The organism is Cohnella endophytica, from assembly GCF_003628305.1.
Classification (GTDB): Bacteria; Bacillota; Bacilli; order Paenibacillales; family Paenibacillaceae; genus Cohnella; species Cohnella endophytica.
This window is the reverse complement of record NZ_RBZM01000009.1, coordinates 343080-368965: the sequence shown is the minus strand read 5'-3', so window position 1 is coordinate 368965 and position 25886 is coordinate 343080. Positions and strand designations below refer to the sequence as shown.

The window sequence follows — 25886 nt, the reverse complement described above, 5'->3', positions numbered from 1 at the left end:
TTGATCTGGTCTGGTAGCAATTGCGGAGGGGTTCCACGCGTACCCATCCCGAACACGACCGTTAAGACCTCCAGCGCCGATGGTACTTGGACCGCAGGGTCCTGGGAGAGTAGGACGTTGCCAGGCTAGATGAATACAATCTCTATCGCTGTGTTTAGGTATAGGGACACGCTCTCATAGCTCAGTAGGTAGAGTGCATCCATGGTAAGGATGAGGTCACCGGTTCGATCCCGGTTGAGAGCTCCACTTCCAACACCATACACGGCCCCTTGGTCAAGCGGTTAAGACACCTCCCTTTCACGGAGGTAACAGGGGTTCGAATCCCCTAGGGGTCACCATTAATTCGGAGGCTTAGCTCAGCTGGGAGAGCATCTGCCTTACAAGCAGAGGGTCGGCGGTTCGATCCCGTCAGCCTCCACCATTATCTTTAACGCAAAGCTTACCGTTGGGGATTAGCCAAGCGGTAAGGCAACGGACTTTGACTCCGTCATCCAAGGTTCGAATCCTTGATCCCCAGCCATCTTTGAGCGAGCCATTAGCTCAGTTGGTAGAGCACCTGACTTTTAATCAGGGTGTCGAAGGTTCGAGTCCTTCATGGCTCACCATTTTCACGAATGGTACAACATTTTAACATGCGCGTATGGCGGAATTGGCAGACGCACCAGACTTAGGATCTGGCGGGCGACCGTGGGGGTTCAAGTCCCTCTACGCGCACCATCTTTACCTTGCTTCATGTAAATGCGGAAATAGCTCAGTGGTAGAGCATCTCGTTGCCAACGAGAAGGTCGCGGGTTCGAGCCCCGTTTTCCGCTCCATATGCGCCCTTAGCTCAGCTGGATAGAGCGTTTGACTACGAATCAAAAGGCCGGGAGTTCGAATCTCTCAGGGCGCGCCATTTTTACAATTGCATACTGTCGGGACGTAGCTCAGCTTGGTAGAGCACCTGGTTTGGGACCAGGGGGTCGCATGTTCGAATCGTGTCGTCCCGACCATTTCTTCTTACCATGCGGGTGTAGTTCAATGGTAGAACTTCAGCCTTCCAAGCTGATAGCGTGGGTTCGATTCCCATCACCCGCTCCATAAACTTTCTTATGAGCCTTGGTTTCAGGGCTTTTTTTAAGGAAATAACTACATATTAGTTTCGGGACGTAGCTCAGCTTGGTAGAGCACCTGGTTTGGGACCAGGGGGTCGCATGTTCGAATCGTGTCGTCCCGACCATTTCTTCTCCCCTTGCGGGTGTAGTTCAATGGTAGAACTTCAGCCTTCCAAGCTGATAGCGTGGGTTCGATTCCCATCACCCGCTCCATATTAATCTTACGAAGCCTTGCATAGCAGGGCTTTTTTGTTTTATCCAACTTCATTTCGTAAATGCCTAATAATCCCCTCGCAATATAACCTGCAAGGGGATTTTCAATGTCTTTAATTCGACTCATCGATGCTCATGCTTATGTAGGTCCATCTTAATCGCGGTGGCAAGCGTTAGGAAGATCAGGTATTTCCGAAGCGGAATATCTTTTCTTTTCACCGATACCACTCCTTAATTAACGTATGGATTAATCTTTTCCAATTCGAGGGCAACTAATCATTCTTACACATTCGCGAGTCCGCTGAAACCTAAGAATTATGACCGATTGGTGAATAAAAAGAAGATTTTCGACGATCAATGTAGTATGATAAAGGGAAGGTTTTTTTCGGGAGCAATTGAAGAATTGAGCTCCTTAAGGTCATTAGTCCCCGTCCGTTGGACGGTGAAGCTATAATAAATCGAAACGCAAGGTTTGGGGTGAATGTGATGACGGAAGTGTCTGTTGGTCAACGTTCTCCGTCCAATCATCTGCTGCGTAGGGATGTGCGCTTTCTAGGCAACATTCTGGGTGAAGTACTCGTGCATCAGGGTGGTCGGGAACTGCTGGAACATGTTGAGAAAATTCGGGAAATGAGCAAGGCTCTACGGGCCGAGTATTTACCGGAAATGTATGACGGATTCATTAGCACCGTTAAAACTTTGGAGCCTGAAATCAGGCATCAGGTTATTCGGGCATTCGCCATCTACTTCCAATTGGTCAATATCGCCGAGCAGAACCACCGGATTCGTCGCAAGCGCGATTACGAGCGTTCTACGGGAGAAGCCGTGCAACCGGGTTCGATCGAGAGCGTCGTGCAAGATCTGAAGGTTAAGAACTTGTCCGTCGAAGAAGTCCGGGACATGCTAACGGACATCTCGTTGGAGCTGGTCATGACGGCTCATCCGACGGAAGCGACGCGTCGCGACGTGTTGGATATCCATAAACGGATCGCGGACGAAGTGATGGAGCTCGATAATCCGACGTTAACTTACCGCGAACGCGAGAAGCTTCGCGAGAAGCTGCTTAACGAAGTGCTGACGCTCTGGCAAACCGACGAGCTTCGGGACCGCAAGCCTACCGTATTGGACGAAGTGCGTAATGGAATGTATTTCTTCCATGAAACGTTGTTCGAAGTTCTGCCGGAAGTGTACGAGGAGCTCGAGCGTTGCCTTCAAAAATATTATCCGGAAGAAACCTGGCATGTGCCGACTTATTTGCGTTTCGGATCGTGGATCGGCGGGGACCGCGACGGCAATCCGTCGGTTACGGCCGAGATCACGTGGAAGACGCTTCATATGCAGCGTAATCTCGTTATCCATAAATACGAGAACATTATCAGGGGACTTAGCCGTCAGTTGAGCTTCAGCACGACAATCGTCGATGTGACCGAAGAGCTTCTGGAATCCATTCGCGAAGATGGCGTTAACGTTACTCTGCGTACGGTCGAAGCGTGGACGAACGACAAAGAACCTTATCGCGTTAAATTAAGATACATGCTGCAGAAGTTGCAGAATATGAGGGACGAGAGCTTCAAGAATACGAAGCAACGTTACCATACGACAGCGGAATTGACTGCGGATATCGAGATCATCGACCGTAGTCTGCGTCATCACTATGCGGACTTCGTCGCGAATACTTATCTAAGGAAGTTTATCCGTCAGGTCGAGCTGTTCGGGTTCCATCTTGCGGCTCTTGACGTGCGTCAGCACAGCAAGGAGCACGAGAACGCGATGACCGAGTTGCTTGCCGCGGCAGGCGTTACGAGCAACTATGCGGATCTATCCGAAGTGGAGAAAATCGATCTGCTGCACGGTCTTCTCGGAGATTCCAAGTCCTTACTGAACGATTCGATCACGCTAAGCGATTCCAGCAAGGAATGCTTGGATGTGTACAATACGATCTATAAGGCACAACAGGAGTTCGGAGTAGGCTGCATCACCAGCTACTTGATCAGCATGACGCAAGGCGCTAGCGATCTTCTCGAGGTCATGGTGTTCGCCAAGGAAGCAGGATTGTTCCGCCGCAACGAAGACGGCACGATCACTAGCACTTTGCAAGCGGCGCCTCTATTCGAGACGATCGACGACTTGCATGAAGCGCCTGCCATCATGGAAACGTTATTCAACCTTCCGGTATACCGCGAATGTCTGTCAGCGATGGGCGATCTGCATGAGATCATGCTCGGTTACTCGGATAGCAACAAGGACGGCGGAGTGGTAACGGCGAACTGGGAGCTTCGCGTTGCCTTGAACGACCTTACTCAAACAGCCAAGTCGCATAACGTGCGCCTGAAGTTCTTCCATGGCCGCGGAGGAGCGCTTGGTCGCGGAGGCATGCCGCTTAACCGCAGCATCCTTGCGCAGCCGCCGCATACGATCGGCGGGGGCATTAAGATCACGGAGCAAGGCGAGGTATTGTCCTCCCGCTACTCCATGAAAGGCATTGCCTATCGTAGCTTGGAGCAAGCGACGGGCGCTTTGATTACGGGAGCGTATTTGTCCCGTTATCCGTCGCAAGAGCAATCGATCGAGACGCAATGGGAAGAGATCATGCGCGGAATCTCCGTAGACGCTCAGACGAAATATCAGGATCTGATCTTCCGCGATCCGGATTTCATGACGTTCTTCAAGGAATCCACGCCGCTTCCGGAAGTCGGCGAACTGAACATCGGATCCCGACCGTCCAAACGCAAAGGCAGCGACCGCTTCGAAGATCTAAGGGCGATTCCTTGGGTATTCGCTTGGACGCAGAGCCGTTATCTGTTACCTGCTTGGTATGCGGCCGGTACGGCGTTCCACAAATACGTGGGCGAAGACGAAGGACGTCTGGAGACGCTGCGTACGATGTACCGCGAATATTCGTTCTTCCGTTCCTTAATCGACAACTTGCAGATGGCGCTTGGCAAGGCGGATCTGATGATTGCCCGCCAATACGCCGGGATGATCGAGGACGGAACGATCAAAGACCGCATTTTCACGCAGATCGAAGAGGAATTCACGAGAACGAAGGAAATGATCCTGACGATTACCGGACAAGAGGACATTCTCGACAACGTCCCGGTTATCCAGGAATCGATCCGTCTTCGCAACCCTTATGTCGATCCGCTAAGCTATATGCAGGTACAGTTGCTTACCGAATTGCGGAACTTGCGCGATCAAAACGGTGACGATGCGGTTCTGCTTCGCGAAGTGCTGCTGACGATCAACGGAATTGCCGCAGGCTTGCGTAACACGGGCTGATCCGACATCAATGAAAATGTAGAGGGCTCGGGCCGTGGCCCGGGTCCTCTTGTATATTGGCCGTCAGTAAGGTTATAACGACGGCGAAGTGTTCTTAATTGGCGAAAGTGGGTTTTACGCGATGGAATCAAGCAGACGATGGCTGGCGATCGTTCTCATGCTTCTTGGGGCCGCAAGTTACGGGCTATTGTCCACGGTAATCAAGCTGGCCATGGCGGATGGTTGGAGCGTGAGCTCGCTTACGCTTCAACAGGTCGTCTTCGGAGCGATCATGCTATGGCTTGTGCTTGGCGTGGCTAGGATACGAGCACGCAGGCTGGCAAGGCGGCGAGGGATAGCGCGGGAGGGGCGCATCGTCGGCAATTGGCGCAATGCCGTGGGGATGATCGTAATCGGAGTCATCGGAATGTCGCTTACGACGATTTTCTACAACGAAGCTTTGGCTCGTTTGGATGCCTCATTGGCGATTGTCTTGCTTTTTCAGTTTACGTGGATTACGATTCTGCTAGAAAGTATTCGTAAGCGCGAGTGGCCGACAAGGCCCCAATGGGCTGCGGTAGGTTTCATCGCGATCGGAACCGTGCTTGCGGTCGGGTTGCTGGAACATGAACTCGGTCAATTAGACGGCCAGGGCGTTCTATACGGATTGCTGTCGGCGGTCAGCTATAGTTTGTTCTTCTTCCTGTCGGGGTTCCTGCCGGCGAATTTGGACCCGCTCGCGAAGTCCGCGATGATGTCGACCGCTTCCCTGGCGTTCGTGGTGGCGATGCAAGCGCCTTTGTCGCTCGCGGCTGTCGGATTCAGCGGTTCGCTTATGGGATGGGGAGCGTTGCTGGGCTTTCTTGGAACCGCGTTTCCTTTCTTCTGCTTTAATTACGGAATACCGAAGGTAGGCAGCGGATTAGCCGCGCTATTGGGCGCGATGGAATTGCCGGCTGCCGTCATTGCTGCGTTCGCGATCTTGAACGAGCCCCTAACCGCTTGGCAAGGGTTCGGGATCGTACTGATCATAGCGGGAATCGTAGCGGCGCAACGCAAGACGGAGGATACGGGAACTGCCGGGAAGGTTGGTGAAGGTTCACTTTGAAGCCATTAGAGACGCGTTTGGCGCGCCTGGCCCTGAAAGGGGATCAGAGAGCCTTCGCGGAAATCGTGGATCTGTATAAGGACAAGCTGTACCATCTCGCCTACCGGATGACGGGGAACCGTCAAGAGGCGGAAGATGTCGTGCAGGAAACGTTCCTGAGGGTTTATAAAAATCTGGACCGTTACGACGAGAACCAGAAATTCTCCACGTGGATCTATAGAATCGCGACGAACTTATGCATCGACCGGCTGAGGAAAAGAAAAGCGATCTACTCGCTCGATGCCGAATCGTCCGATCATGAAGGCTTGGACGGTTATGCGATGTTGCCAAGCGACGGCAGGACGCCGGAGAGCGAACTGCTGCTGTCGGAGACGCAACGGCTCATCCACGAGGCGATAGCGACGTTGCCGGTGAAATACAAATCGGTCATGATTCTCCGATATTTGCAGGAGTTATCGTTACAGGAGATATCCGACGTACTGGATATGCCGGTCACGACCGTCAAGACGAGAGTGCACCGCGGGCGCGAATTTCTCCGCAGGAAACTGGAGCATAAGCTATGAGGATAATATTGGGCTCGGGGCTCTCTCAAATAATTGAAACCGCATCGCTTGGCCTCACGTACAGTAAAGAAGCATCGATTGCGGGAATTCACGGATTCCGCATAAGAAAGGGATGGCTGATATGAAGTGCAACGTCGCCGTCGTGTTTATGCATGATTACTTGGATGGGGACTTGGCACGCGAGGATACGCTACAGTTGCAACAGCATCTGAAACATTGTCCCGCATGCCTCTCCCGTTACGAATCGTTAGAGCGAACCGATGCGTTCGTCAAAGCTATGCCTATGGAGAAAGCGCCCGATAATCTTAGCTATCGGATCATGAAGTCGCTTCCGAGCTCGCGTCGTCCCGCGGCGTGGACATCCTGGGTTCGCCGTCATCCCGCGGTATCCGCCGCGGCGATCTTCATGGTCGTGATGCTGTCCAGCTTCGTGTCGATGTGGAACCAGAGCCAGGAGCTGTCCGTATCCGGACCGGATCTGGAGCATGTCGTCTTCGAAGGCCGAACGGTCATCGTGCCGGCCGGACAGAAGGTAACCGGCGACTTGACGGTCGTGAATGGGGACGTACAAGTTCTCGGCGACCTGGAAGGCAATCTGACCGTCATCGACGGGTCGGTCAAGCCGCTCGCTTCGACGGCTCATATCGCGGGCCAGGTCAAGACGATCGATCGGGCAGTGGATTGGTTCTGGTACAAAGTGAGCTCTTATTTCGGAACGCTTGCTTACGGCTCATAAGCGGTTTCGACAACGACTGACACGGGTAAATGCAACGTTCCGGAACGAGCGAACTAACCTCTCTGGACTTTGGAGAGGTTTTTTTGCGTAAATGACAGGATTTCTGGGCAACAGTAGAGAAAGATAATAAGAAAGAAGCTCTCTACAATTTCGACAATTGTCGTCACAACTATTCCAGCGCCGGGACGGGGGGGTCGCGTCTTGGACTATTTTGCCGGGCTGACACTAAAGAATTCCATTAAAGATATCATCGATGTACTGATCGTCAGCTACATCGTCTACAGAGTTATTATCATGGTACGGGGCACGCGCGCGGTTCAACTGTTGCGGGGGATCTTTTTGCTCGTCGTCACATGGGCGCTGAGCACCTGGCTGAATCTGTACACGCTGAAGTGGCTGATGAACCAAATGTTCACTTTAGGCGTCGTGACCGTCCTGATTATTTTCCAACCGGAGTTAAGAAGGGCGCTCGAACAGCTCGGCCGAGGCAAGCTGTTTACTCGTTCCTCGCCGGAGGAGCAGGATACCAGCCAGCAGATCAACGAGGTCATTAAGTCGGTTAATTATTTGGCGCGCCGCAAAATCGGGGCGTTGATCGTGTTCGAACGGAATACGGGTCTGAACGATTACATCGAGTCGGGAATCAAGATGGACTCCAAGCTTAGCTCGGAGCTTCTGAGCAACGTGTTCGTGCCGAATACGCCGCTTCATGACGGAGCCGTAATTATCCGGGGCAGTCTTATCATGGCAGCCGGCTGTTATTTGCCGCTGTCGGAAAACCCCTTCATAAGTAAGGAACTAGGAACTCGCCATCGTGCCGCCATCGGAGTAACCGAAGTATGCGACGCGATCTCCGTTGTCGTCTCGGAGGAAACTGGACAGATCTCGTTGGCCATCAACGGACAGATCGTTCGCGACATTAAAGAAGAGTCGCTAATCTCCAAGCTATTCGAGGAATTGCGTCCGCAATTCAAGTCGAAGGGCACGGAGTGGAAGGTTTTCTGGAAGCGGAAAGAAGGTGGCAACCGTGGATAAATGGTTAAATAACCCTACCGTTGCCAAGCTGGTCGCTCTAGCCATCGCCATTCTCATGTGGGCGGTCGTACACTTCGATCCGAATGATTCGTCTCCTAACAATGTAGCGTCGTTATACGACACGAAGGTAATTAACGATGTCATCGTGCAGCCTTACGGGCTCGACGAACGGAACTACGTCCTGATCGGGATGGATCCCTTAAAGGTTAAGTTGACGGTCCGGGGAACGAAAAGCGCCCTCGTATCCGCGAAGACGAGCGGGTACCGGCTGAAGGTCGATCTGCGAACCGTGGGCGAAGGTCAGCATACACTACCACTAGAGGAAGATCTGCCGGCCGGCATCACGTCCGTGTCGATGTCGCCCGCGACCGTCGTCGTAAACATCGAGGCGCTTCAGATCAAGGAATTCGAAGTCGATATCAAGACGCAAGGAAATACGGCTAAGGGCTACAAAGTAGGCACACCGATCATCAAACCGAGCAACAGGGTGCATGTGACGCTCCCCAAGAGCCAATTAGCCAAGGTCGAGAGAGTCGGAGCGACGATCAAGATCGACGGGGAGAAGTCATCGATCAAGAACAAGAGCGTGAAGCTCGCCGCATACGACAAGGAAGGCAATCCAATAGAAGGCGCCGTTATAGATCCAGCGGTGCTGGAAGTAGAGGTTCCGATCACGAATCCGTTCAAGACGGTTCCGCTGCAATTCAAGCTACTTGGTCATATGCCTCCGGGCCTGAGCATCGCTTCCTTCAAACCGGACGTCGAGCAAGTAACCATCTACGGTCCGCAGGAAGCGCTCGATAAAATCGAGTTCATCGAAGCGGATATCCAACTAAGCGAGTTGAAAAATTCCGGCAAACTATCGGTACCTTTGAAGATCGTTGCTCCGATTATCGAAATCGCGCCCGCCAAGATCGAGATCAACATCGAGGTACTTCTGTCGACGACGAGAACGCTCGAGGGGCTTCCGATTACGCTAAGCGGGCTTGGAGAAGGCTTGAAGGCAACGATAACCGAACCGTCGACCGGGAAAGCCGACATCTCTATACAAGGCGCTCCTGCAATCCTGGATCGGCTGAGACCGGGCGACGTCGACGTCATCGCGGATCTGAGCGGGCGAGGGCCGGGAATCTATACGATCCCTCTGATCGTGAGCTTAGAGCGATTCATGGAACAGGCGGGCGGAACGAATAGCATAACGATAGAGATTACGGATTCGACGGCGGCGACCACTCCGCCAGTGGATGAGACTGGCGACGGCGGGGCCGTCGTCGATCCCGGCGTTCATCAAGAATCCGCTTCTCCTCAGTAGCGAGGGGAAGCGGGTAAAGCATATCGCGTACTCCCATCATTGAGGCAGTTAACTAACAGGGAAGTACAGTACGAAGGAGCAGGATTTCAACATATGGGGAAATATTTCGGAACGGACGGCGTCCGCGGAGTCGCGAACAAGGAATTGACGCCTGAATTGGCTTATCGCATCGGCCGCTGCGGCGGATTCGTATTGGCAGGAGGGGCGAAACGCCCTAAAGTATTGATCGGCTTGGACACGCGCATCTCGGGAGGGATGTTGGAATACGCTCTGACGGCGGGTTTGCTATCTATCGGAGCGAACGTCGTGCGGTTGGGCGTCGTCAGTACGCCGGCGGTTGCCTACTTAACGAGGCTACTCGGAGCGGATGCGGGCGTCATGATCTCAGCATCCCACAATCCGGTGGAGGATAACGGCATTAAGTTTTTCGGCGGAGACGGCTTTAAGCTTCTCGACGAAACGGAGGCGGAGATCGAGCGTCTAATGGACGCCGAGGAAGACACGTTGCCTCGTCCTGTGGGCTCGGATATCGGATCCGTGGAGAACGATCTGGAAGCGAAGACGAAATACATCGATTACCTGAAATCCACGGTGAGCAACACGTTCGCTGGCTTGAAAATCGTACTCGATTGCGCGAACGGTTCCGCATACGAGCTCGCGCCGAACGTATTCCGTTCTCTGGGTGCCGAAGTATTCGCTTATGGCGCTGAGCCTAACGGTTTGAATATTAACGCTGGCGTGGGATCGACGCATCCGGAGATGCTCGCCCGGAAGGTGAAGGAGCACGGAGCGGATCTTGGACTGGCTTTCGACGGAGACGCGGATCGTTTGATCGCGATCGACGAGCACGGAGATGAAGTCGACGGCGACTATATTCTTTGCATTTGCGGGGACGCGCTTCGCAAATCCGGTCGCTTGGCTCATGACACCGTCGTAACGACGGTCATGGCGAATATCGGGTTCTTCAAAGCAGCCGAGACTTTAGGGCTGAGAACGGCGAAGACGGCCGTAGGCGACCGGTACGTGATGGAAGAAATGGTGAACGGCGGATATAACCTCGGTGGAGAACAGTCGGGGCATGTCATATTCCTGGACCACAGCACGACGGGCGACGGAATTCTGACGGGCTTGCAGCTTGTAGATACGGTAGTCGGCTCCGGGCGCAAGCTTGGCGAGTTGAAAAAAATGATGCGTAAGTACCCGCAGGTGCTCGTGAACGTACGGGTAGCGGACAAATCGCGTTATCCGGGCAACGTGGCGATCGCCGAGGCGGTTGCGACGGCGGAGGCGGCGCTTGGCGACAACGGCCGCGTGCTCGTGCGTCCTTCCGGCACGGAAGCTTTGATCCGCGTCATGGCCGAAGGGCCGGAGCGGGAAGAGATCGAACGCCACGTGGCGGCGATCGTCGAGGTCGTGAAAGCGGAATTGGTGTAGGGTTAGTCGCACATCCGCTGCAAGGACATCGATGTAGAAAAAAACAAGCTCTCGAGCCTTCGCGGCTGGAGAGCTTGTTTTTTTTAGCGCGAGGTAGGGACATCTTCCTCCGGTAGTTTCGCGTAAAGTTCAGGGAATATGCGCGTTGAGGTTGCAAGGTACTAGCAAAACGAATAAGATAGGGAATAGATTCTGGAATGGAAGGGCAGGGTAGAGACAAAAGGCAACACAAAGCGCCAGAGCTTGTCGAATCCGGAGAGTAGCTATGCGGTGCGAAGATCAGGAACGGGAAAGCTGATCCGAGCGAACAACCGCAGGGCATGCGACGATGGAGAAGGCAAGCTGACGAGGTGGGGGTGTTCGAAATATTCGGCGGGGACCTCCCGGCTTATCATCGAAGCCGACAATCGGAACTCAAAACGTTGCGGGCAACCGAGCGGACAAAATTCCGGTACGATGAACGAACGATAGCAAATATAATGTCCAGCGGCCTGTAACCGGTCGCGCGAGGGGCATAACGTGGGATGTCGGGGGACAACGGAAACCCCTTATTTGAATACGGTCTATGCCGCTCATTCGGCTTGGTTGCGGGTGCTAAGGACGATCCTTGAGAACCCAAAACGGAGGCTTATATAAATATGTGCGGAATCGTTGGATACATCGGATTTAGGCAGTCGCAGCCCATCTTGCTTGAAGGGCTTAAGAAATTGGAATACCGGGGTTACGACTCCGCGGGCATCGCCGTGTACACGGAGCAAGGTCTAGAAGTAACGAAAACGGTCGGAAGACTGGTGAACCTGGAAAACCGCTTGAGCGGCGAACCGCTTCTCGGAACGGTCGGCATCGGCCATACGCGCTGGGCGACTCACGGCAAACCGTCTGACGCGAACTCCCACCCGCATACGGACAATACGTTGAAATTTTCCGTCGTGCATAACGGCATTATCGAGAACTATTTGGAGCTTAAAGAAGAGCTTGTACAAAAGGGCCATCGTTTCCTGTCCGAGACGGATACGGAAGTGATCTCGCACCTGATCTCCGTCGAGTATGACGGCGATATCGTCAAAGCCGTGCAACGCGCGGTCAAGAAAATGCGCGGAGCGTTCGCGCTTGGCGTGTTGACCGAATATGAGCCGGATCGTTTAGTAGCGGTTCGTTACGCGAGTCCGCTTATCATCGGAGTAGGTGACGGAGAGAAATACATCGCTTCCGATATTCCAGCGATTCTGGAACACACGCGCGACATCTATATCCTGAACGACGGCGAGATGGCCGTTCTGACGCGCGACGGCGTCGAACTGCTCACGATCGAAGGCAACTTTATCGCCAAGGATATTTTCCACGTAGATTGGGATTTGATGACAGCCGAGAAAGCCGGCTTCGACCACTTCATGCTGAAGGAAATCAACGAGCAGCCGAAGGCGTATCGCGATACGATGCGCGGACGGATCAGCGAAGACGGCCGATCCGTGGCGTTGCCGGAATTGAAGATTACAGCAGAACAGCTTAAGGGCATTAATCGCGTTCATATCGTTGCTTGCGGTACGGCGCTTCATGCGGGGCTCGTCGGCAAGAACGTCATCGAGAGCTTGGTACGCATTCCGGTCGAGACGGACGTGGCATCGGAATATCGTTATCGTTCGCCGATCATTACTCCGGATACGCTCGTCATCGTCGTTAGCCAATCCGGCGAAACCGCGGATACGTTGGCTGCATTACGCGAAGCTCAACGTTGCGGCGCACGCGTGCTCGCCATCACGAACGTCGTAGGTAGCTCCGTTGCCCGCGAAGCGGACGATGTCATCATTACATTGGCAGGACCGGAGATCGCGGTTGCTTCCACGAAAGCTTATTCGTCCCAACTGATCGCTTTCTTCCTGTTCGGTTTATACTGGGCACAGGTGGTCGGCAAGCAAGACGAAGCGGCCGTTTCGCACGTTCTATCGGCTATGCAGGCATTGCCCGAGCAAGTCGAGAAAATTCTTGCGCAAGCGGAAGTGCTCAAGGAAGTGGCGGAATCGATCTCCCATCACAGCAGCCTGTTCTTCATCGGACGCGGCGTAGATTACGCGGTAGCGATGGAAGGCTCGTTGAAGCTGAAGGAAATCTCGTACATTCACTCCGAAGCTTACGCGGCCGGAGAGCTGAAGCACGGTACGCTCGCGCTCATCGAGGAAGGCACGCCGGTTATCGCCTTGCTGACGCAAGAAGAGCTGTACGAGAAAATGCTTAGCAACATTAAGGAAACGAAAGCCCGCGGAGCGGACGTTCTCGGTATCGTGAACGAAGGCCACGAGTCGGAGATCGCTAAGTCGGTCGATCGTTACTTCTCGATCCCTCGCACGCTGCCGTTGCTAACCCCGGCGCTATCGGTCATCCCGTTGCAGCTGATCTCCTACTACGCGTCTCTGGCGCTGGGCCATGACGTGGATAAGCCGAGGAATCTGGCTAAGAGCGTTACGGTGGAGTAAAGGTTAATGTTTTTTGACAACAGCTAAATTGAATAATTTTTAAGAGCCCAAGCGAACGGAAACTTCCGTTCGCTTGGGTTTTTTTGATTCGCGAGTATAGTTACCGTCGGATGGCCAGATCAGATGTTGCTCAATGATACTGGTCGAAATCTATGTTCCGATGTCGAATAGTTTAATTGCTCGATAAAACTATATATTACCAAATTGTTTCAACTGTGGTATATTAGCAAAAATATTGAATCATAAAACAATATTCAGAGAGAATTATTGTTATGGATAGAGGAATAATAGCACAGTTTGGAGGCTTTGAAATGTTCTCAATTGCCAATGTAAATGTCGAGAGGGGTCTCACTTATGCAAACAATTGAAAAAATACTGAGCGTCGAAAATATATCGAAAAAGTACATAAGCGAAACAAATACGGTTGTAGCATTAAAAAATGTTTCTTTTGATCTATTTGCCGGTGAAATGTTATCCGTAATGGGAACAAGCGGTTCCGGGAAAAGCACGCTTCTGCATGTTTTAGGTGCTCTTGATGCACCTGATGGTGGCGTGATTAGACTCAAAGGCGTAATTCAAGACAATATTTTCAACGAACCCGCTGCATCTGTTTACAGATCGAATACTGTGGGTTTTGTTTTTCAGAATTATAACTTATTAAAAGATTTAACGGTCGAAGAGAACATTGCATTACCATTAATTCTACAAGGTATGGAACATTCAGTAAGAGTGAAAGAAATGCTTGAGACCGTCGGTCTTATGAAATGGAAGAAGCATCGGCCGATACAGCTTTCAGGCGGTCAACAACAGCGGGTTGCTATTGCTAGAGCATTAATTACAACACCGCCTATCGTATTAGCTGACGAGCCAACAGGTAATCTGGACTATAACACTTCCATTGAAATACTTAAGTTTTTAACCTTGGCAAAGGACAAGATGAAGCAAAGTATCATCTTAGTTACCCATGACCCCATGGTTGCGGCGTACGCCGATAGGGTTTTATTTTTTCATGATGGAGAAATTGTCGATAACTATGCATGTTCGCCGTTTGAAAACAATACTAATCGAATCATTGATAAATTTAAAAGCCTATTGGAGAAAAAATAAATGACATCAATACGGGGATTAGCCATGCGGTTTTTCAGAAAAAATAAATTCGTTGCGGCAACATCCATGATTAGCGTGGCCATTTCCGTGACGCTGATTCTCTCTATGATGTTATTTGTTTATAACGCAAAACAATCCTTACATAATGAAGTCATCAAGACCTATGGAAACATGGACCTATCTGTGGGGTATAATTCGAATCAACATAAAACGATCGATACATCGATGCTAGATTATATTTCCTCAAACAAACAGATAGAGAAAAGCTCGAATGTCTTAATAACACGTATAAAAGTAAATGAGTTAAACTCCTCCGATATTTATACAGTAGGTGTTGAGAATGATTACCTTGCAAAAAGTAGATATCACTTTCAAACGGATCTTTCAAATTCTAAGTTAATCGTAAACGAAAGGTTGGCCCGATCGTTAAATATAAAAGAAGGCAGTAATCTTAATATAGAGGATAACGTATTTACTGTCGCCGAAATTATAACCAATTACGATGCGGCAGGTGTCGCTCTCGACATTATGATCTTGTCCAGAGAAGACGTGAAAAAAATCATCGCAAAATACAACAGAAAGGATACAGAAGCAACGTACATTTTGATGAAAATCAAAAAGGGTTCTGACGTGTTCTCCGTAGCCAATCAATTTAGAAAGTCATTTCCTGAACTGCGTGTTGATATTGCCAACGAGGACGAGTTCACTAAGAGTCAGTTACACTCTCTGGATAGCTTTTTAACCGTTTTATCAGTATTGTTGCTAATTATTACATCGCTATTAATCATCGCCAACTTCGATATCTATTTGTATAAATATAAAAATCAATTTGCAATTATGAGAACTCTTGGGGCCACATCAAAGCAACTATTCAAGTTAGCGCTTTTTCAAAGCAGCATAATCAATATAATAGGATCTACATGCGGGTTAGGAATAGCATATTTGTCTAATGAGATCATGCAGCGATGGATGAATACTCTATTTTCTGATCACAATTATGAAGGAACATTTCATTTTTCTTACACCATTCCACTAACTGTTATTTGTATGATATTCATCGAGATCTTTATGTTAATTCCGTCGATTAAAATAACTAGGATGCTCCCGATAAGCATTTTCAAATCGAACGAAAAACTGAATTTTTCAAGTTTAAAGACGCGAAAGAAATGGGGTAACTATTTCTTTATTTCCAGTATGGTATTCATCCTAATTGCATTAATTGCAACTTTGCTTCATGAGGACGTTGGAGTGCTTTTTATTGTATGTTCTTCCTTGCTGCTCTTATCAAGCATGACGTTATTACTGCCAGTTTATGTGTCTCAAATATTTCAATTTTTGTTGCCGCTGATTAGGTTTATTTTCGGAAAAACGTCTTTTGTGGCAGTAAAGAACGTAATTCCCCAAGCGAGAAAAAACACATTTGTGATGATGAGTATTGCCATTATGATCGTAATCTCGATTTTTGGGGCGGCTACGCTAAAGACGGTGTCCAATAACGAAGAGCGGTACCTGAAAAAACAATATGCAACCGACATACTCGCTGTAAATCGCTTAGGCTACGATTCGGAAGTCGACAAAGAAGAATTTAACAAGGCAGTTAAATCAATAGGAACCGTAGAAAGTGTTTTTGAAACTAGCACTGCCTTTGAAGCAACAATGCTAAATGGTCATTCAAAAGGTGCATTTGATTATATTCTGGGTGATTTAAAAGAGATGACACGGATTAAGCTATTGCCATCATTTATTGAAGAACCTCAGAATAGCATCGTGTTGACTAAAGATTTTGCTCGTTCAAGAAATATTAAAATCGGAGATAAAATGGAGTTGGGATTGTTCTCCATAGAGGTAGGCGATTCTGAAATTATAGATGAAGTCGTCGTAGCAACAATCGTAGATGAAATACCGGGGACGGAGTTGCCTGTCCTTCTAGACTGGAGTAACAAAAATTTTAATAATAAATATACGAGATTCAGTCGGGCATTCATTACAACCAAGAACCCGGAAGAGACTTTACAAGAGTTAGATGAAGTAAGGCTACAATTTCCCGAAATTCAATTCAATAGTCTTGACCAGTCCATCGTGCAATCAAAAGAGATATATACGCAGAGGTGGACGATTTTCAAGGTGTTTTTGTTCGTCATTTTGGCTTGTGTTTCAATGGGTGTTTTTGAAACTTTGATTAGCAACATTTACGCTAAAAGAAAAGAACTTGCAGTGCTAAGAATGATGAATATAGGAAAAAATGGAGTAAGAAAAGTAATTCTTACGCAAGTGATTCTCTTTTTGTTATTTGGGATCCTGTTTGGGGGAATCGCCGGGATTCTGCTTACTCTTATAATAAACTTAATTGATGTAAATGCAGGTATCGCTTCTTTTGATTTTTCGAATTTCATTGAGATCGTTGCGTTAATAGTTAGCATGGGGATGCTGATTTTTATCCCTTTTGGAAACAGACTAGCGAAAACGAATTTATCTAGCGAGCTTCACCAGGACAACAAATAATTTGAACGTTATAATGCCCTGTTACTTGTTGTAACTGTCGAACAAAGGCTCAAGGTTGTTCTGATACTCTCAGAGCAACCTTTTTTATTTTATCGGAATAAACATTATTACATTCAAGCTTGCCCTCATGGCAAGCAAGGTTCCCAAGATTCAAGTCCTAACAATTTGCTTCCTAAAGGGGAGAGGTATGTCCGAAACGGTTTCGCATGCCAATACTGCACTCTTTCTTGTATGGCCACGTCATCGAATTCGTTAGCGGGGATCATGGTCAGGGGGAGCCAAAAGGAATCGAAGTCTAAATCAAGGTCAAGATGACATCTTTCCGAGTCGAAAATAATAAGGTCGCACAAATTAATACTCTGAGGGTTGTTGCTTTTATGAATCGTTATCTCTGTTTGCAGACATACCCTTCCTTGAATTTTATTAGTCTCCTGTGGATCGAGACTAACCATTAATGCCTGATCGCCGAGAACTTCGCTGAAGGCATTATAGACAGGCTCATACATTCGAATGTCCCATAACGATTGATGATGAGTTGAATACGCGGCATTCGTTCCGCCTCTTATCAACCATTGCAGATAACGGAGAACGTAAAAGTGAGTCACGGCTTTGGGATATACAACAAAGCCGTGTTGCCGCCAGCTGGAAACATTCTTTTCTTTCGGTATGTCCAATGTATTCTCCCACCTTTCATTCGCGATCATTGTAGCAGATGATGCCTTAAGAAAACAAGTTGAAATTGCACGATAAACGCTTATAATAACTTATGAACGCTTAAATATCCGCAAGGGGTGGTGAGGGTACATTGTATCAGGAAGAACGACTCAACAAAATTGTTGATTATTTAGAGCAACATGGGCGTGTTAGCATTCAAGATATTTGCCATATTTTCGGAGTATCCCGAGACACGGCTCGCCGTGACCTTCTAAGGATGGAAGAGCTGGGTCTAGTCATCAGAACGCATGGAGGAGCCATTCTCCCTAAACAAGCGAATAAAGTACATGAATACAATGAACGTCTGGTACGTGAATCCGAAGAGAAGATCAGGATCGGGGTTTTTGCGGCCTCTCTTGTTAACAATGGCGATTTCATTCTGATGGATGCTTCAACGACGGTCCAATTTGCTGCCGAGCATCTTACTGCTACAAATGTAGTCGTTGTTACAAATTCAATCGATAACGCGGATGTACTCTCCAAAAAGCCTGCCGTTCGAACATATCTTCTTGGCGGAGAATTGCATCCTCAGCATAGGTTCTTATTTGGACAGGCGACTATCGAAAAACTAAGGGATTATCAAGTAGACAAATTGTTTCTTGGGGCATGCAGCATTACACCTGATGGACTCTTTTACCTGAATGAAGAAGATGGGTTTGTCAAACGCGAGATGATTAAACGAGCAAAACAAATTGTCGTGTTAGCTGACCATACGAAATTCGGGGCACAAATGTTCTATCGGGTGTGCGGGCTTGAAGCCATTGACTTGCTGATAACGGATAAACAACCTGAACAAGCTTTTGTAGAGATTCTTCAACAGAACAACGTGGAGTTGCTAATTGTTTCAGAAGAAGGAATGACTGAGGAATAAGCCTGAAGAGTGGAATCATGGGGGCGTTTGGGAAAGCCAGGTCGCCCCATCATCGCTCATTCCATTCAGCAAACTCATGTGCACTTATTAAATTAGTTTAAAAAGATAACATGGAATGTATCGCAACGCATACAGCAAGGAGGACCAACCCTATGAATCGCTCATTAACTAACCGCCAAATTTGGCATTGGCGTATCGCCATTTATTTCATATTTGCTTTGCCAGGGTTTACGATTGCTTCTTGGGTATCGCGTACACCGGCCATTCGGGATGCTTTGGGAGCTACCACATCTCAGATGGGCTGGATCATTTTGGGGATGTCTATTGGTGCTATCGTCGGCCTGACGAGTGCCAGTCATCTAATTGCGCATAAGGGCGGTCGTTTTGTCATGATGACCGGTCTGTCCATAAATGCGGTAGGGCTTCTGGCTGTTGGGATATGCGGTACGTTGCTTACAAACAGCATGATGTTGTTTGTCGGATTAGCTGTTTTTGGATTCGGACACGGAATATGCGATGTCGCGATGAACGTGGAGGGAACGGCAGTTGAGAAAGTAGCCCAAAAGTCGCTATTAACTGGTTTTCATGCAGCATTCAGCGTGGGTACACTGCTGGGCTCATTGGCAGGAACAGGTGCTGTTAGGATCGGAATATCGGTCCCCATTCATCTGGCAATTGCGGTGGCGGTTCTTCTGTTCACGACCTTATATGTATATCGTCTCGTACCAGCAGGCACGGCGAAGGAAGCTGGTGATTCAAAAGTGAAGTCAATGAACGTCAAAGAACGTATGGCCATATGGAAAGAACGGCGTACGATTTTGGTTGGCATCATCGTACTTGGAATGGCTTTTGCGGAAGGTTCAGCAAATGATTGGTTGCCGCTTCTTATGGTGGACGGCTATAAAGTTACGCCTGCTATGGGTTCATTCTCTTTTGGCGTCTTTGTGGCCGCGATGACCCTTTGTCGTGCAGTCGGTGGCAAGTTACTAGATCGGTTCGGTAGAGTTGTCATCCTGCGAGCATCCGCGATTTCCGCCATTATAGGACTGCTTCTTGTTATATTCGGACATAATCACGTAGTCGCGATTGTCGGAATTGTGTTTTGGGGGGTTGGCGCGGCATGCGGCTTTCCTGTGGGACTGTCTGCAGCAGGTGACGATCCTCGCGGCGTTGCCGCAAGAGTCGGCGCCGTATCAACGGTCGGCTACATCGCTTTCCTTGTCGGCCCTCCTGTATTAGGGCTAATCGGCCAATCTGTCGGCTTACTCCGTGCTCTAATCGTAGTGTTAATCGCAGTCGTGGTTGCCGGATTGCTATCGCAAGCAGCCAAGCCGCTAGGGGCGCAAACAAGAAAAGCAAACGACCAGAAGACCAAGTTTGAATCCATATCCTAAAAGACCCTTTTAAGATATATGGTTACTCTTAGTTTGTTTTCGATAATCCTGTGGAACTAAACCCAGTTGTTTTCGGAAAATAGATGTGAAGTAACTACCGCTTTGGAAACCACAAGCCAGTGCAATCTCGCTTATGGATCGTTTTGTTTCCTTCAGCATTTCACAACTTTTCTGAATTCGATATCTAGTTAGATACGTGTTAGGGGTTTGACCTATATATTTATTAAACAATGTGCAGCAACGACTCCTGCAAACAGTTCCCGCCGATGCTATATCTTCAAGCGTTATTTTTTGCTCATAGTGTTGACGGATGAAATTGGTCATCTTCTGAACATTTGTCCACAATTGTATGTCTTCAGGTTGCCCTACCTTCGGTTGTAGGTGATCTCCGGTTAAGGCACATAAAGATAAAGCTTGAGAAGCGAGGCGAAGCGGATTTGGGGAAATGCTATCGTGCATTTCATCATAGATCGCTTGAAGAGACAGCAATATGCTCTGTTGCCATGCAACTTGTTTTGTGAGCGATACAAAGTCGTCCATGATTTGGCTGAATTTTTCGTCCCAATAGGTTTGAAGCGGGGATTCACCTTCGCCAAGAAGGGCGGGGTGAATGACAACAACAATGAATGAACAATCGATATGATCTTGGGAGAAACCAAAATGCAATCGGCGGCTACTCACGAATATTCCATTCCCTTGTTCTATGCGAGTAATATGTCCGTTAACGGAGAAATCCATTGATCCTTTTAGAACATAAATGAACTCTACATCCGAATGCCAATGAGCTGCAGCGGCATAATTATTAAATTGATGCAAACTTCCTTTACGAACATAAAGAGGTAAATCGGGAAGATTATAATCCAAGCGTTCCGATAAATCCGAAAACACTTCTAAATTTTTAATCAAATGAAACACCTCTTTGATCTATATACGATTCTTATAATAACATAGTCAATTTTAATAGATGGGACAATAAATTTGTTCTATATTGATATCATTCAATTTAACAGGAAGGAGAGAGGATAGAATAAGGTGAAAAATCGTATGCAAATAAAAGCTCCCATGAACCGTGATTTTAATCGGGAGCTTAGGATTCTCGTTATTCCCATTGCATTGCAGAATCTGATCTCAGCTATGGTCATTTCAATAGATGTGGTCATGATGGGCATGATTAGCCAAACTGCGATGTCGGCCGTATCGCTCGCAGGACAAATTACCTTTGCTTTGACCTTGTTTTACATGGGATTGTCAACGGGAGCAGGTATTCTTACTGCGCAGTACTGGGGCAAGAAAGATCTACAAACGATTCAGCGCGTTCTCAGTATTGCCTGCACGTTCTCGCTATGTATCTCTGTTCTATTTTTTTCTGTTACGTTTTTAGTTCCGGAAACGCTAATGCGATTTTTTACACAGGATAACGAATTGATTGAGTATGGTTCAAGGTTCTTACAAATGATTTCGTTCTCGTATCTTGCAATGGGCCTATCGCAGATGTATCTCACTGTAATCAGAAGCATGGAAAAGGCACGACTGAGTGCTTCGATTAGCTCGATATGCTTAATTTTGAACATATTGTTCAATGCAATCTGCATCTTTTTTCTTTTTCCGACGATGTCTAAGCTCGCGGTTGCATCTGTTGCCCTTTCAACGGTTTTAGCTCGTTTCATTGAACTTGCCTACTGTATTGTACATTCCGTTACCCGAGGGTCGATTCGCTTCCGACTTCCTACATCTAAAGGCAGTCATCGTAATTTGCTAAAGGATTTCTGGAAATACACCTTGCCTGTCCAAGGCAATTATATTGTTTGGGGCATTGCTTTAACTGCGACAGCCGCAATTATCGGTCATGTAAGCTCTGACATGGTTGCAGCGAATTCCGTGGCATCCGTGGTCAAGAACCTGGCTGTTGTATTATGCGGAGGCATTGCCAGCGGAGGGTCTGTATTAATCGGAAAATATTTGGGGCAGGGAGAGATTGAGAAAGCGAAACATGCGGGCAATAGGATGAGCCTGTACGCTTTGATTTTTGGATTTATTGCAGGCTGCACGATTTTGGTGCTAAAACCACTGGTTTTCTCTATCGTGAGCTTAAACGCTACTGCACAAAATTACTTGGATGGCATGCTGTATATTAGTGCTTTTTATTGTATTGCCAAGTCGATGAATTCCACGATAATTGCGGGTATATTTACTGCCGGAGGCGATTCTAAATTTGGGTTTTGGTGCGATACGGTTGTGATGTGGGGCATCATATTACCGCTCGGCTACGTTTGTGCTTTTGTATACCATTTACCTCCCATCGTGTTGTATCTCGTAATTAGCTTGGATGAGGTCGTTAAGCTTCCTGTTACTTATATCAGATATCGTCAATACAAATGGTTGAACAATATTACAAGAAATTTTGAACAAGTTAGTTAAAGAAAATGGCATGCAGAGGAGACTAAAACATGAATATTCAAGAGCGAATGAAGAGCTGTCAATTGTTTACCGATCACGATTCTAATTACCCGGAGGAAGCAGCTGCTCTAGCTCGAGCACGCCAGCGTGGCAAGGCTCTGTGCTACGAAATCAATCGATTGCATCCTGATGATCTGGATGGACGGAAATCTCTGATGAAACAGCTTTTTGGGAGCATGGGTGAAAATGTATGGATGGAGCCTCCAATCCGTATGTCCTACGGGTCGAATACTACGGTAGGTAATAATGTGTACATCAACTTTAATTTAACGGTTGTCGATGACTATAAGGTTACGATCGGCAATGACGTGATGTTTGGCCCCAATGTAACGATCGCTGTGACCAGCCATCCAGTGCACCCGGAAATGCGCAAAGAAGGCGGAATGTTTGCCTTGCCGGTCGTTATAGAAGACGGAGTTTGGATCGGTAGCGGCGCAATCATTTTACCGGGCGTTACAATCGGAAAGGGAAGCGTCATTGGGGCCGGCAGCGTGGTAACTAAAGATATTCCAGCCCATGTAATAGCAGTCGGTAATCCCTGCAAGGTCCTCCGGGAGATTACGGATCAAGACAAAATCTTTTACTACAAAAACATGCGTTTTGATCAGGTGGAATGGTAAAACAGTAATCCTGAGTTAAAAGCGAAAGGTCTATATTTGATTTGTTCCAGAACACGAAGTAGAAACCTAATGAAGCCTGGAAAACCGGGTTGATTAGGTTTTTTTCATATACGAAAAAAACGCCATTGTACCGAAAATAGAACATTGTAGCTTCCGGTCGATTGCCTTAAATTAATGATGAAGCGAGAGCATGAAAAATAAGGAGGAATCGATAATGTCAAAAAGATTTTTTGTTTTATTGATTGCGTTCGGTCTCGTTTTATCCGTTGCGGTTACGGGTATCCCGGAATATGCGCACGCAGCGGGCACTACCTACTACGTCAGCAGTTCTTCAGGAAACGACAGCAACAACGGAACAAGCTCCAGCACTCCGTGGAAAACGCTCGTTAAAGCGTCCAATCAGGCTTACGGGCCGGGAGACCAAATCTTGCTCAAACGGGGCGATACTTGGACGAGCGAAGGCAATGTTTACGACGACGGTTATTACAGTTCGACCCGAACGCATAACTATTATAGGACGGGCTTTAGAAACGGAAGCAAAGGCGATCCTCTCAATCCCATTGTTCTGGGCGCATACGGAACGGGGGCCAAGCCGGTCATCAAAGGCACTTATACGCCGAACTATTCTCAATACAACTCGAATCCATCGTCATGGAAAGGTCTTGTCGCCGGCTTCGACGAGAGCAGCGGCGCCAACGAGGATTATTTCGCCGTGTTTATCCAGAATCCGCACGGATGGAAAGTTCAAGACTTGAAGTTATCCAATGCGCAAGGCGGTATCGTTCTGTGGAATAACGCGGGACAAACGAATGACGGCACAACGATTACGAATATCGATTTTGCGGACATCGACGGTATCGATTACTTCTCGAACGACCAACCGGACGGCACGAATCCGGGTATCAAAAATTCCGTGCATTTCAGGGTCACTTATTCGGCGGGAGTTATTCTGACCGGAGACAGCTATCAGGGAGACAACGGCATCAGAGGAAAAAATATTTACTTAAGCAATCTAAGAGGCGTAAGAACGAAGAGTTTGCTTATGCCCGTAAGAAGATCGAACAACCCTTGGGAGCTGTACCCCGACGGAACGCAAGTCAATTATCAAAACGTAAATTTGACCAATTCCAGCAACTCCGGCGGCACCTTCGGCTGGTGGATGCAAGGGACTGACGGAGGAACGGTCAGCAACGTCATTTCAACGAACTCGGGTGAGTCCCCGTACAGTTACGGTCCTACGGGAGGCGGCGTTTCGGATTCCAAAAATCTGACGATAACGAACAACGAATTCATCGGCTCCAGCAAAAACACCGTGGACGGCTGCGGTCTGGATTTCGAAGGCAACAACGAGAACGTTACGGCGCAGAACAATATTTTCAAAAACAACCATTCCGGCGGCATCATGTATTTCGGCACGAACGGAGCCAATCGAAGCACGAACGTCGTGGGCAACGTCTTTATTCAAAACGAGCTGAAAAACTTCAATAACGGAGAAGTGTACGTTGCGGTCACCCCGGACGCGAACTCGTCGGTTAAGAACAACGTATTCGAGAAAGCGCAGGGACACGTCAATATTAGCGGTACCGTAACCAATTCGGGAAATATCAACGCGGTATCCGACACTCTCATCGTCGACGACTACGATGCGGCTTCCGTGAACACGACCGGCATTTGGACGAACGTACCGGCATCGACGAATTCGTATCAAACGCCTTACTTGTACGGGGTGAAGTCCGCCGCGCCGGGAAGCGGGGCGACGATGACGTTTAATCCCGTCATTCCGGCTACGCAGTCATACAACGTCTATGCTTGGTGGGCCGAGGATCCAAGCTTCGCTACGGCGGCGACGTATACCGTCTACGACGGAACCAACTCCTCTAACGTATCCGTCGATCAGACGACGAACGGCGGCAAATGGAATCTGCTCGGCACCTATACGTTAAGAAAAGGCGCTTCGCCGTACGTCAAGCTGACGGCCGCCTCCAGCGGAACGACGATCGGGGACGCGATCAAGATCGTTCCCGTCGCCCAAGCGACACGAACGGGCAGTACCGTATTCAAGCTGACGAACGAAGATACCGGCATCAACGGATTTTCTCGGCATGCCGTATCCGAAGCGCATGCCTCCCCGCTTTCGGACAATACCCTTTACAATATCAACGGAGATGATCCGTATATTTTCAACGATTCGATGAATGTAAGTAGCGATCAAAACCAAATGATTATCAAGTTGAAAAACAATACCGCGTCGACGCAAGGGAAAATTTATTTCAAGACGAGCGGAAGCAATTTCTGGGACGAGGCGAAAAGCAAAACCTTTACGATCTCGGCAAACGATTCCCAATTCAAAACCTATGCGGTCGATATGACGACGATGGCTTCGTGGACGGGGACGATTACGGGAATCCGGTTTGATATCGAGCCGGGCACGACGACGGGCAGCTTCAATATGGGCGAAATCTATCTGTTTCCGATTCTGGAGAACGGCAATTTCGAAGCTCCGGGCATGAGCGGCCAGCCGAACGGCTACGCGTACAATCCGACCGGAGGCAGTTGGACATTCGGCGGCTACGCCGGGCTTGTCCTTCAGAATAACGGCGCTTGGGGGACGCCGGCGGCGCCCGACGGAACGCAGATGGCCTTGTTGCAGAAGGACGGCACCATCTCCCAAACGTTTGTTTTGACCGCGGGAGGAACGTTTAAAGTCAGCTTTAAAGCCGCGAGAAGAACAAGCTTCGGCGGGCAGCAAACGTTTAACGTGCTTGTCGACGGCACGAATCAAGGCACGTTCTCGCCTAGTTCGGGAACTTTCGGTTCGTTCGCCACGAGCGCGTTCACGCTCGGCGCGGGAAGCCATACGATCATGTTCCAAGGCGCAACGACCACGGACAACACGGCCTTTATCGATTCTGTGCAGTTGACTCCGTAAGTTTGCGCCTCGTTTAGAGGAGTAAAGGCCTTCTTAACGCGGATAAACTTTACGACAGAAGCCTCGAT

Annotated in this window: 18 protein-coding genes, 12 tRNA genes and 1 rRNA gene; 29 read left to right on the top strand and 2 right to left on the bottom strand. The window is 48.7% G+C overall.

Annotation, left to right across the window (positions count from 1 at the left end):
* The first annotated feature begins 9 nt into the window (after positions 1-9).
* The 24 genes from rrf to D7Z26_RS21645 all read left to right on the top strand — a co-directional run bounded on the left by rrf (position 10) and on the right by D7Z26_RS21645 (position 16833).
* Positions 10-126 (top strand): 5S ribosomal RNA (gene rrf, locus D7Z26_RS21760).
* A 44-nt stretch (positions 127-170) separates the two neighbouring features.
* Positions 171-246: transfer RNA gene (locus tag D7Z26_RS21755), tRNA-Thr, on the top strand.
* Positions 247-263: 17 nt separating this feature from the next.
* A tRNA-Glu gene (locus D7Z26_RS21750) sits at positions 264-338 on the top strand.
* Positions 339-345: 7 nt separating this feature from the next.
* Positions 346-421, top strand: a tRNA-Val gene (locus tag D7Z26_RS21745).
* Between the two features lie 25 nt (positions 422-446).
* A tRNA-Gln gene (locus tag D7Z26_RS21740) sits at positions 447-520 on the top strand.
* A 9-nt stretch (positions 521-529) separates the two neighbouring features.
* Positions 530-605 (top strand) — tRNA-Lys (locus tag D7Z26_RS21735).
* Between the two features lie 29 nt (positions 606-634).
* Positions 635-717: transfer RNA gene (locus tag D7Z26_RS21730), tRNA-Leu, on the top strand.
* A 23-nt stretch (positions 718-740) separates the two neighbouring features.
* Positions 741-815, top strand: a tRNA-Gly gene (locus tag D7Z26_RS21725).
* Positions 816-818: 3 nt separating this feature from the next.
* Positions 819-895, top strand: a tRNA-Arg gene (locus D7Z26_RS21720).
* Between the two features lie 20 nt (positions 896-915).
* Positions 916-992 (top strand) — tRNA-Pro (locus D7Z26_RS21715).
* 14 nt (positions 993-1006) lie between these two features.
* Positions 1007-1080: transfer RNA gene (locus D7Z26_RS21710), tRNA-Gly, on the top strand.
* Positions 1081-1142: 62 nt separating this feature from the next.
* Positions 1143-1219: transfer RNA gene (locus tag D7Z26_RS21705), tRNA-Pro, on the top strand.
* 14 nt (positions 1220-1233) lie between these two features.
* Positions 1234-1307 (top strand) — tRNA-Gly (locus D7Z26_RS21700).
* Positions 1308-1793: 486 nt separating this feature from the next.
* Entirely contained in the window at positions 1794-4586 is a 2793-nt protein-coding gene (gene ppc, locus D7Z26_RS21695) for a phosphoenolpyruvate carboxylase (RefSeq protein WP_120979109.1), read from the top strand.
* A gap of 121 nt (positions 4587-4707) precedes the next feature.
* The gene (locus D7Z26_RS21690; RefSeq protein ID WP_120979108.1) at positions 4708-5673 is read left to right on the top strand and encodes an EamA family transporter; all 966 of its coding nucleotides are present in this window, start codon (positions 4708-4710) and stop codon (positions 5671-5673) included.
* Positions 5670-6236 carry an RNA polymerase sigma factor SigW gene (gene sigW / locus D7Z26_RS21685; RefSeq protein ID WP_120979107.1) on the top strand — a complete coding sequence of 189 codons (567 nt, stop codon included), beginning with the start codon at positions 5670-5672 and terminating at the stop codon, positions 6234-6236. The genes D7Z26_RS21690 and sigW overlap by 4 nt, the downstream gene beginning before the upstream one ends.
* A gap of 121 nt (positions 6237-6357) precedes the next feature.
* Positions 6358-6972 carry a zf-HC2 domain-containing protein gene (locus D7Z26_RS21680; RefSeq protein WP_120979106.1) on the top strand — a complete coding sequence of 205 codons (615 nt, stop codon included), beginning with the start codon at positions 6358-6360 and terminating at the stop codon, positions 6970-6972.
* Positions 6973-7173: 201 nt separating this feature from the next.
* Positions 7174-8007, top strand: coding sequence for a diadenylate cyclase CdaA (cdaA, locus tag D7Z26_RS21675; protein ID WP_120979105.1), 834 nt, complete (start codon positions 7174-7176; stop codon positions 8005-8007).
* Positions 8000-9319 (top strand): CdaR family protein, encoded by a 1320-nt coding sequence (locus D7Z26_RS21670; RefSeq protein WP_120979104.1) that lies wholly within the window; start codon positions 8000-8002, stop codon positions 9317-9319. Before cdaA ends, D7Z26_RS21670 begins: the two co-directional genes overlap by 8 nt.
* A 93-nt stretch (positions 9320-9412) precedes the next feature.
* Positions 9413-10753 (top strand): phosphoglucosamine mutase, encoded by a 1341-nt coding sequence (glmM, locus tag D7Z26_RS21665; RefSeq protein ID WP_120979103.1) that lies wholly within the window; start codon positions 9413-9415, stop codon positions 10751-10753.
* 270 nt (positions 10754-11023) lie between these two features.
* Positions 11024-11224 (top strand): hypothetical protein, encoded by a 201-nt coding sequence (locus tag D7Z26_RS21660; RefSeq protein ID WP_120979102.1) that lies wholly within the window; start codon positions 11024-11026, stop codon positions 11222-11224.
* 167 nt (positions 11225-11391) lie between these two features.
* A complete protein-coding gene (gene glmS, locus D7Z26_RS21655) occupies positions 11392-13224 on the top strand; it encodes a glutamine--fructose-6-phosphate transaminase (isomerizing) (RefSeq protein WP_120979101.1) in 1833 nt (610 codons plus the stop codon).
* Positions 13225-13578: 354 nt separating this feature from the next.
* Positions 13579-14331, top strand: coding sequence for an ABC transporter ATP-binding protein (locus tag D7Z26_RS21650; RefSeq protein ID WP_120979100.1), 753 nt, complete (start codon positions 13579-13581; stop codon positions 14329-14331).
* Complete coding sequence (locus D7Z26_RS21645) at positions 14332-16833, top strand: ABC transporter permease (protein WP_120979099.1); 2502 nt, start codon at positions 14332-14334, stop codon at positions 16831-16833.
* Between the two features lie 125 nt (positions 16834-16958).
* Here the strand turns inward: D7Z26_RS21645 and D7Z26_RS21640 are convergent, their stop codons facing one another.
* The gene (locus D7Z26_RS21640; protein ID WP_120979098.1) at positions 16959-17507 is read right to left on the bottom strand and encodes a hypothetical protein; all 549 of its coding nucleotides are present in this window, start codon (positions 17505-17507) and stop codon (positions 16959-16961) included.
* Positions 17508-17638: 131 nt separating this feature from the next.
* On the opposite strand from D7Z26_RS21640, the gene D7Z26_RS21635 reads away from it, so the two are divergent.
* The gene (locus D7Z26_RS21635) at positions 17639-18418 is read left to right on the top strand and encodes a DeoR/GlpR family DNA-binding transcription regulator (RefSeq protein WP_120979097.1); all 780 of its coding nucleotides are present in this window, start codon (positions 17639-17641) and stop codon (positions 18416-18418) included.
* Positions 18419-18570: 152 nt separating this feature from the next.
* Positions 18571-19812 (top strand): MFS transporter, encoded by a 1242-nt coding sequence (locus D7Z26_RS21630; protein ID WP_120979096.1) that lies wholly within the window; start codon positions 18571-18573, stop codon positions 19810-19812.
* Positions 19813-19821: 9 nt separating this feature from the next.
* On the opposite strand, the gene D7Z26_RS21625 is transcribed toward D7Z26_RS21630, so the two are convergent.
* Complete coding sequence (locus tag D7Z26_RS21625; protein ID WP_233567106.1) at positions 19822-20718, bottom strand: AraC family transcriptional regulator; 897 nt, start codon at positions 20716-20718, stop codon at positions 19822-19824.
* A 126-nt stretch (positions 20719-20844) separates the two neighbouring features.
* On the opposite strand from D7Z26_RS21625, the gene D7Z26_RS21620 reads away from it, so the two are divergent.
* The 3 genes from D7Z26_RS21620 to D7Z26_RS21610 all read left to right on the top strand — a co-directional run bounded on the left by D7Z26_RS21620 (position 20845) and on the right by D7Z26_RS21610 (position 25818).
* Positions 20845-22230: an MATE family efflux transporter gene (locus D7Z26_RS21620; RefSeq protein ID WP_233567104.1), complete on the top strand. Its 1386-nt coding sequence runs from the start codon at positions 20845-20847 to the stop codon at positions 22228-22230.
* A gap of 29 nt (positions 22231-22259) precedes the next feature.
* Positions 22260-22889 (top strand): DapH/DapD/GlmU-related protein, encoded by a 630-nt coding sequence (locus D7Z26_RS21615; RefSeq protein WP_120979094.1) that lies wholly within the window; start codon positions 22260-22262, stop codon positions 22887-22889.
* A gap of 214 nt (positions 22890-23103) precedes the next feature.
* Entirely contained in the window at positions 23104-25818 is a 2715-nt protein-coding gene (locus tag D7Z26_RS21610; protein WP_158602400.1) for a golvesin C-terminal-like domain-containing protein, read from the top strand.
* The last annotated feature ends 68 nt before the right edge of the window (positions 25819-25886 follow it).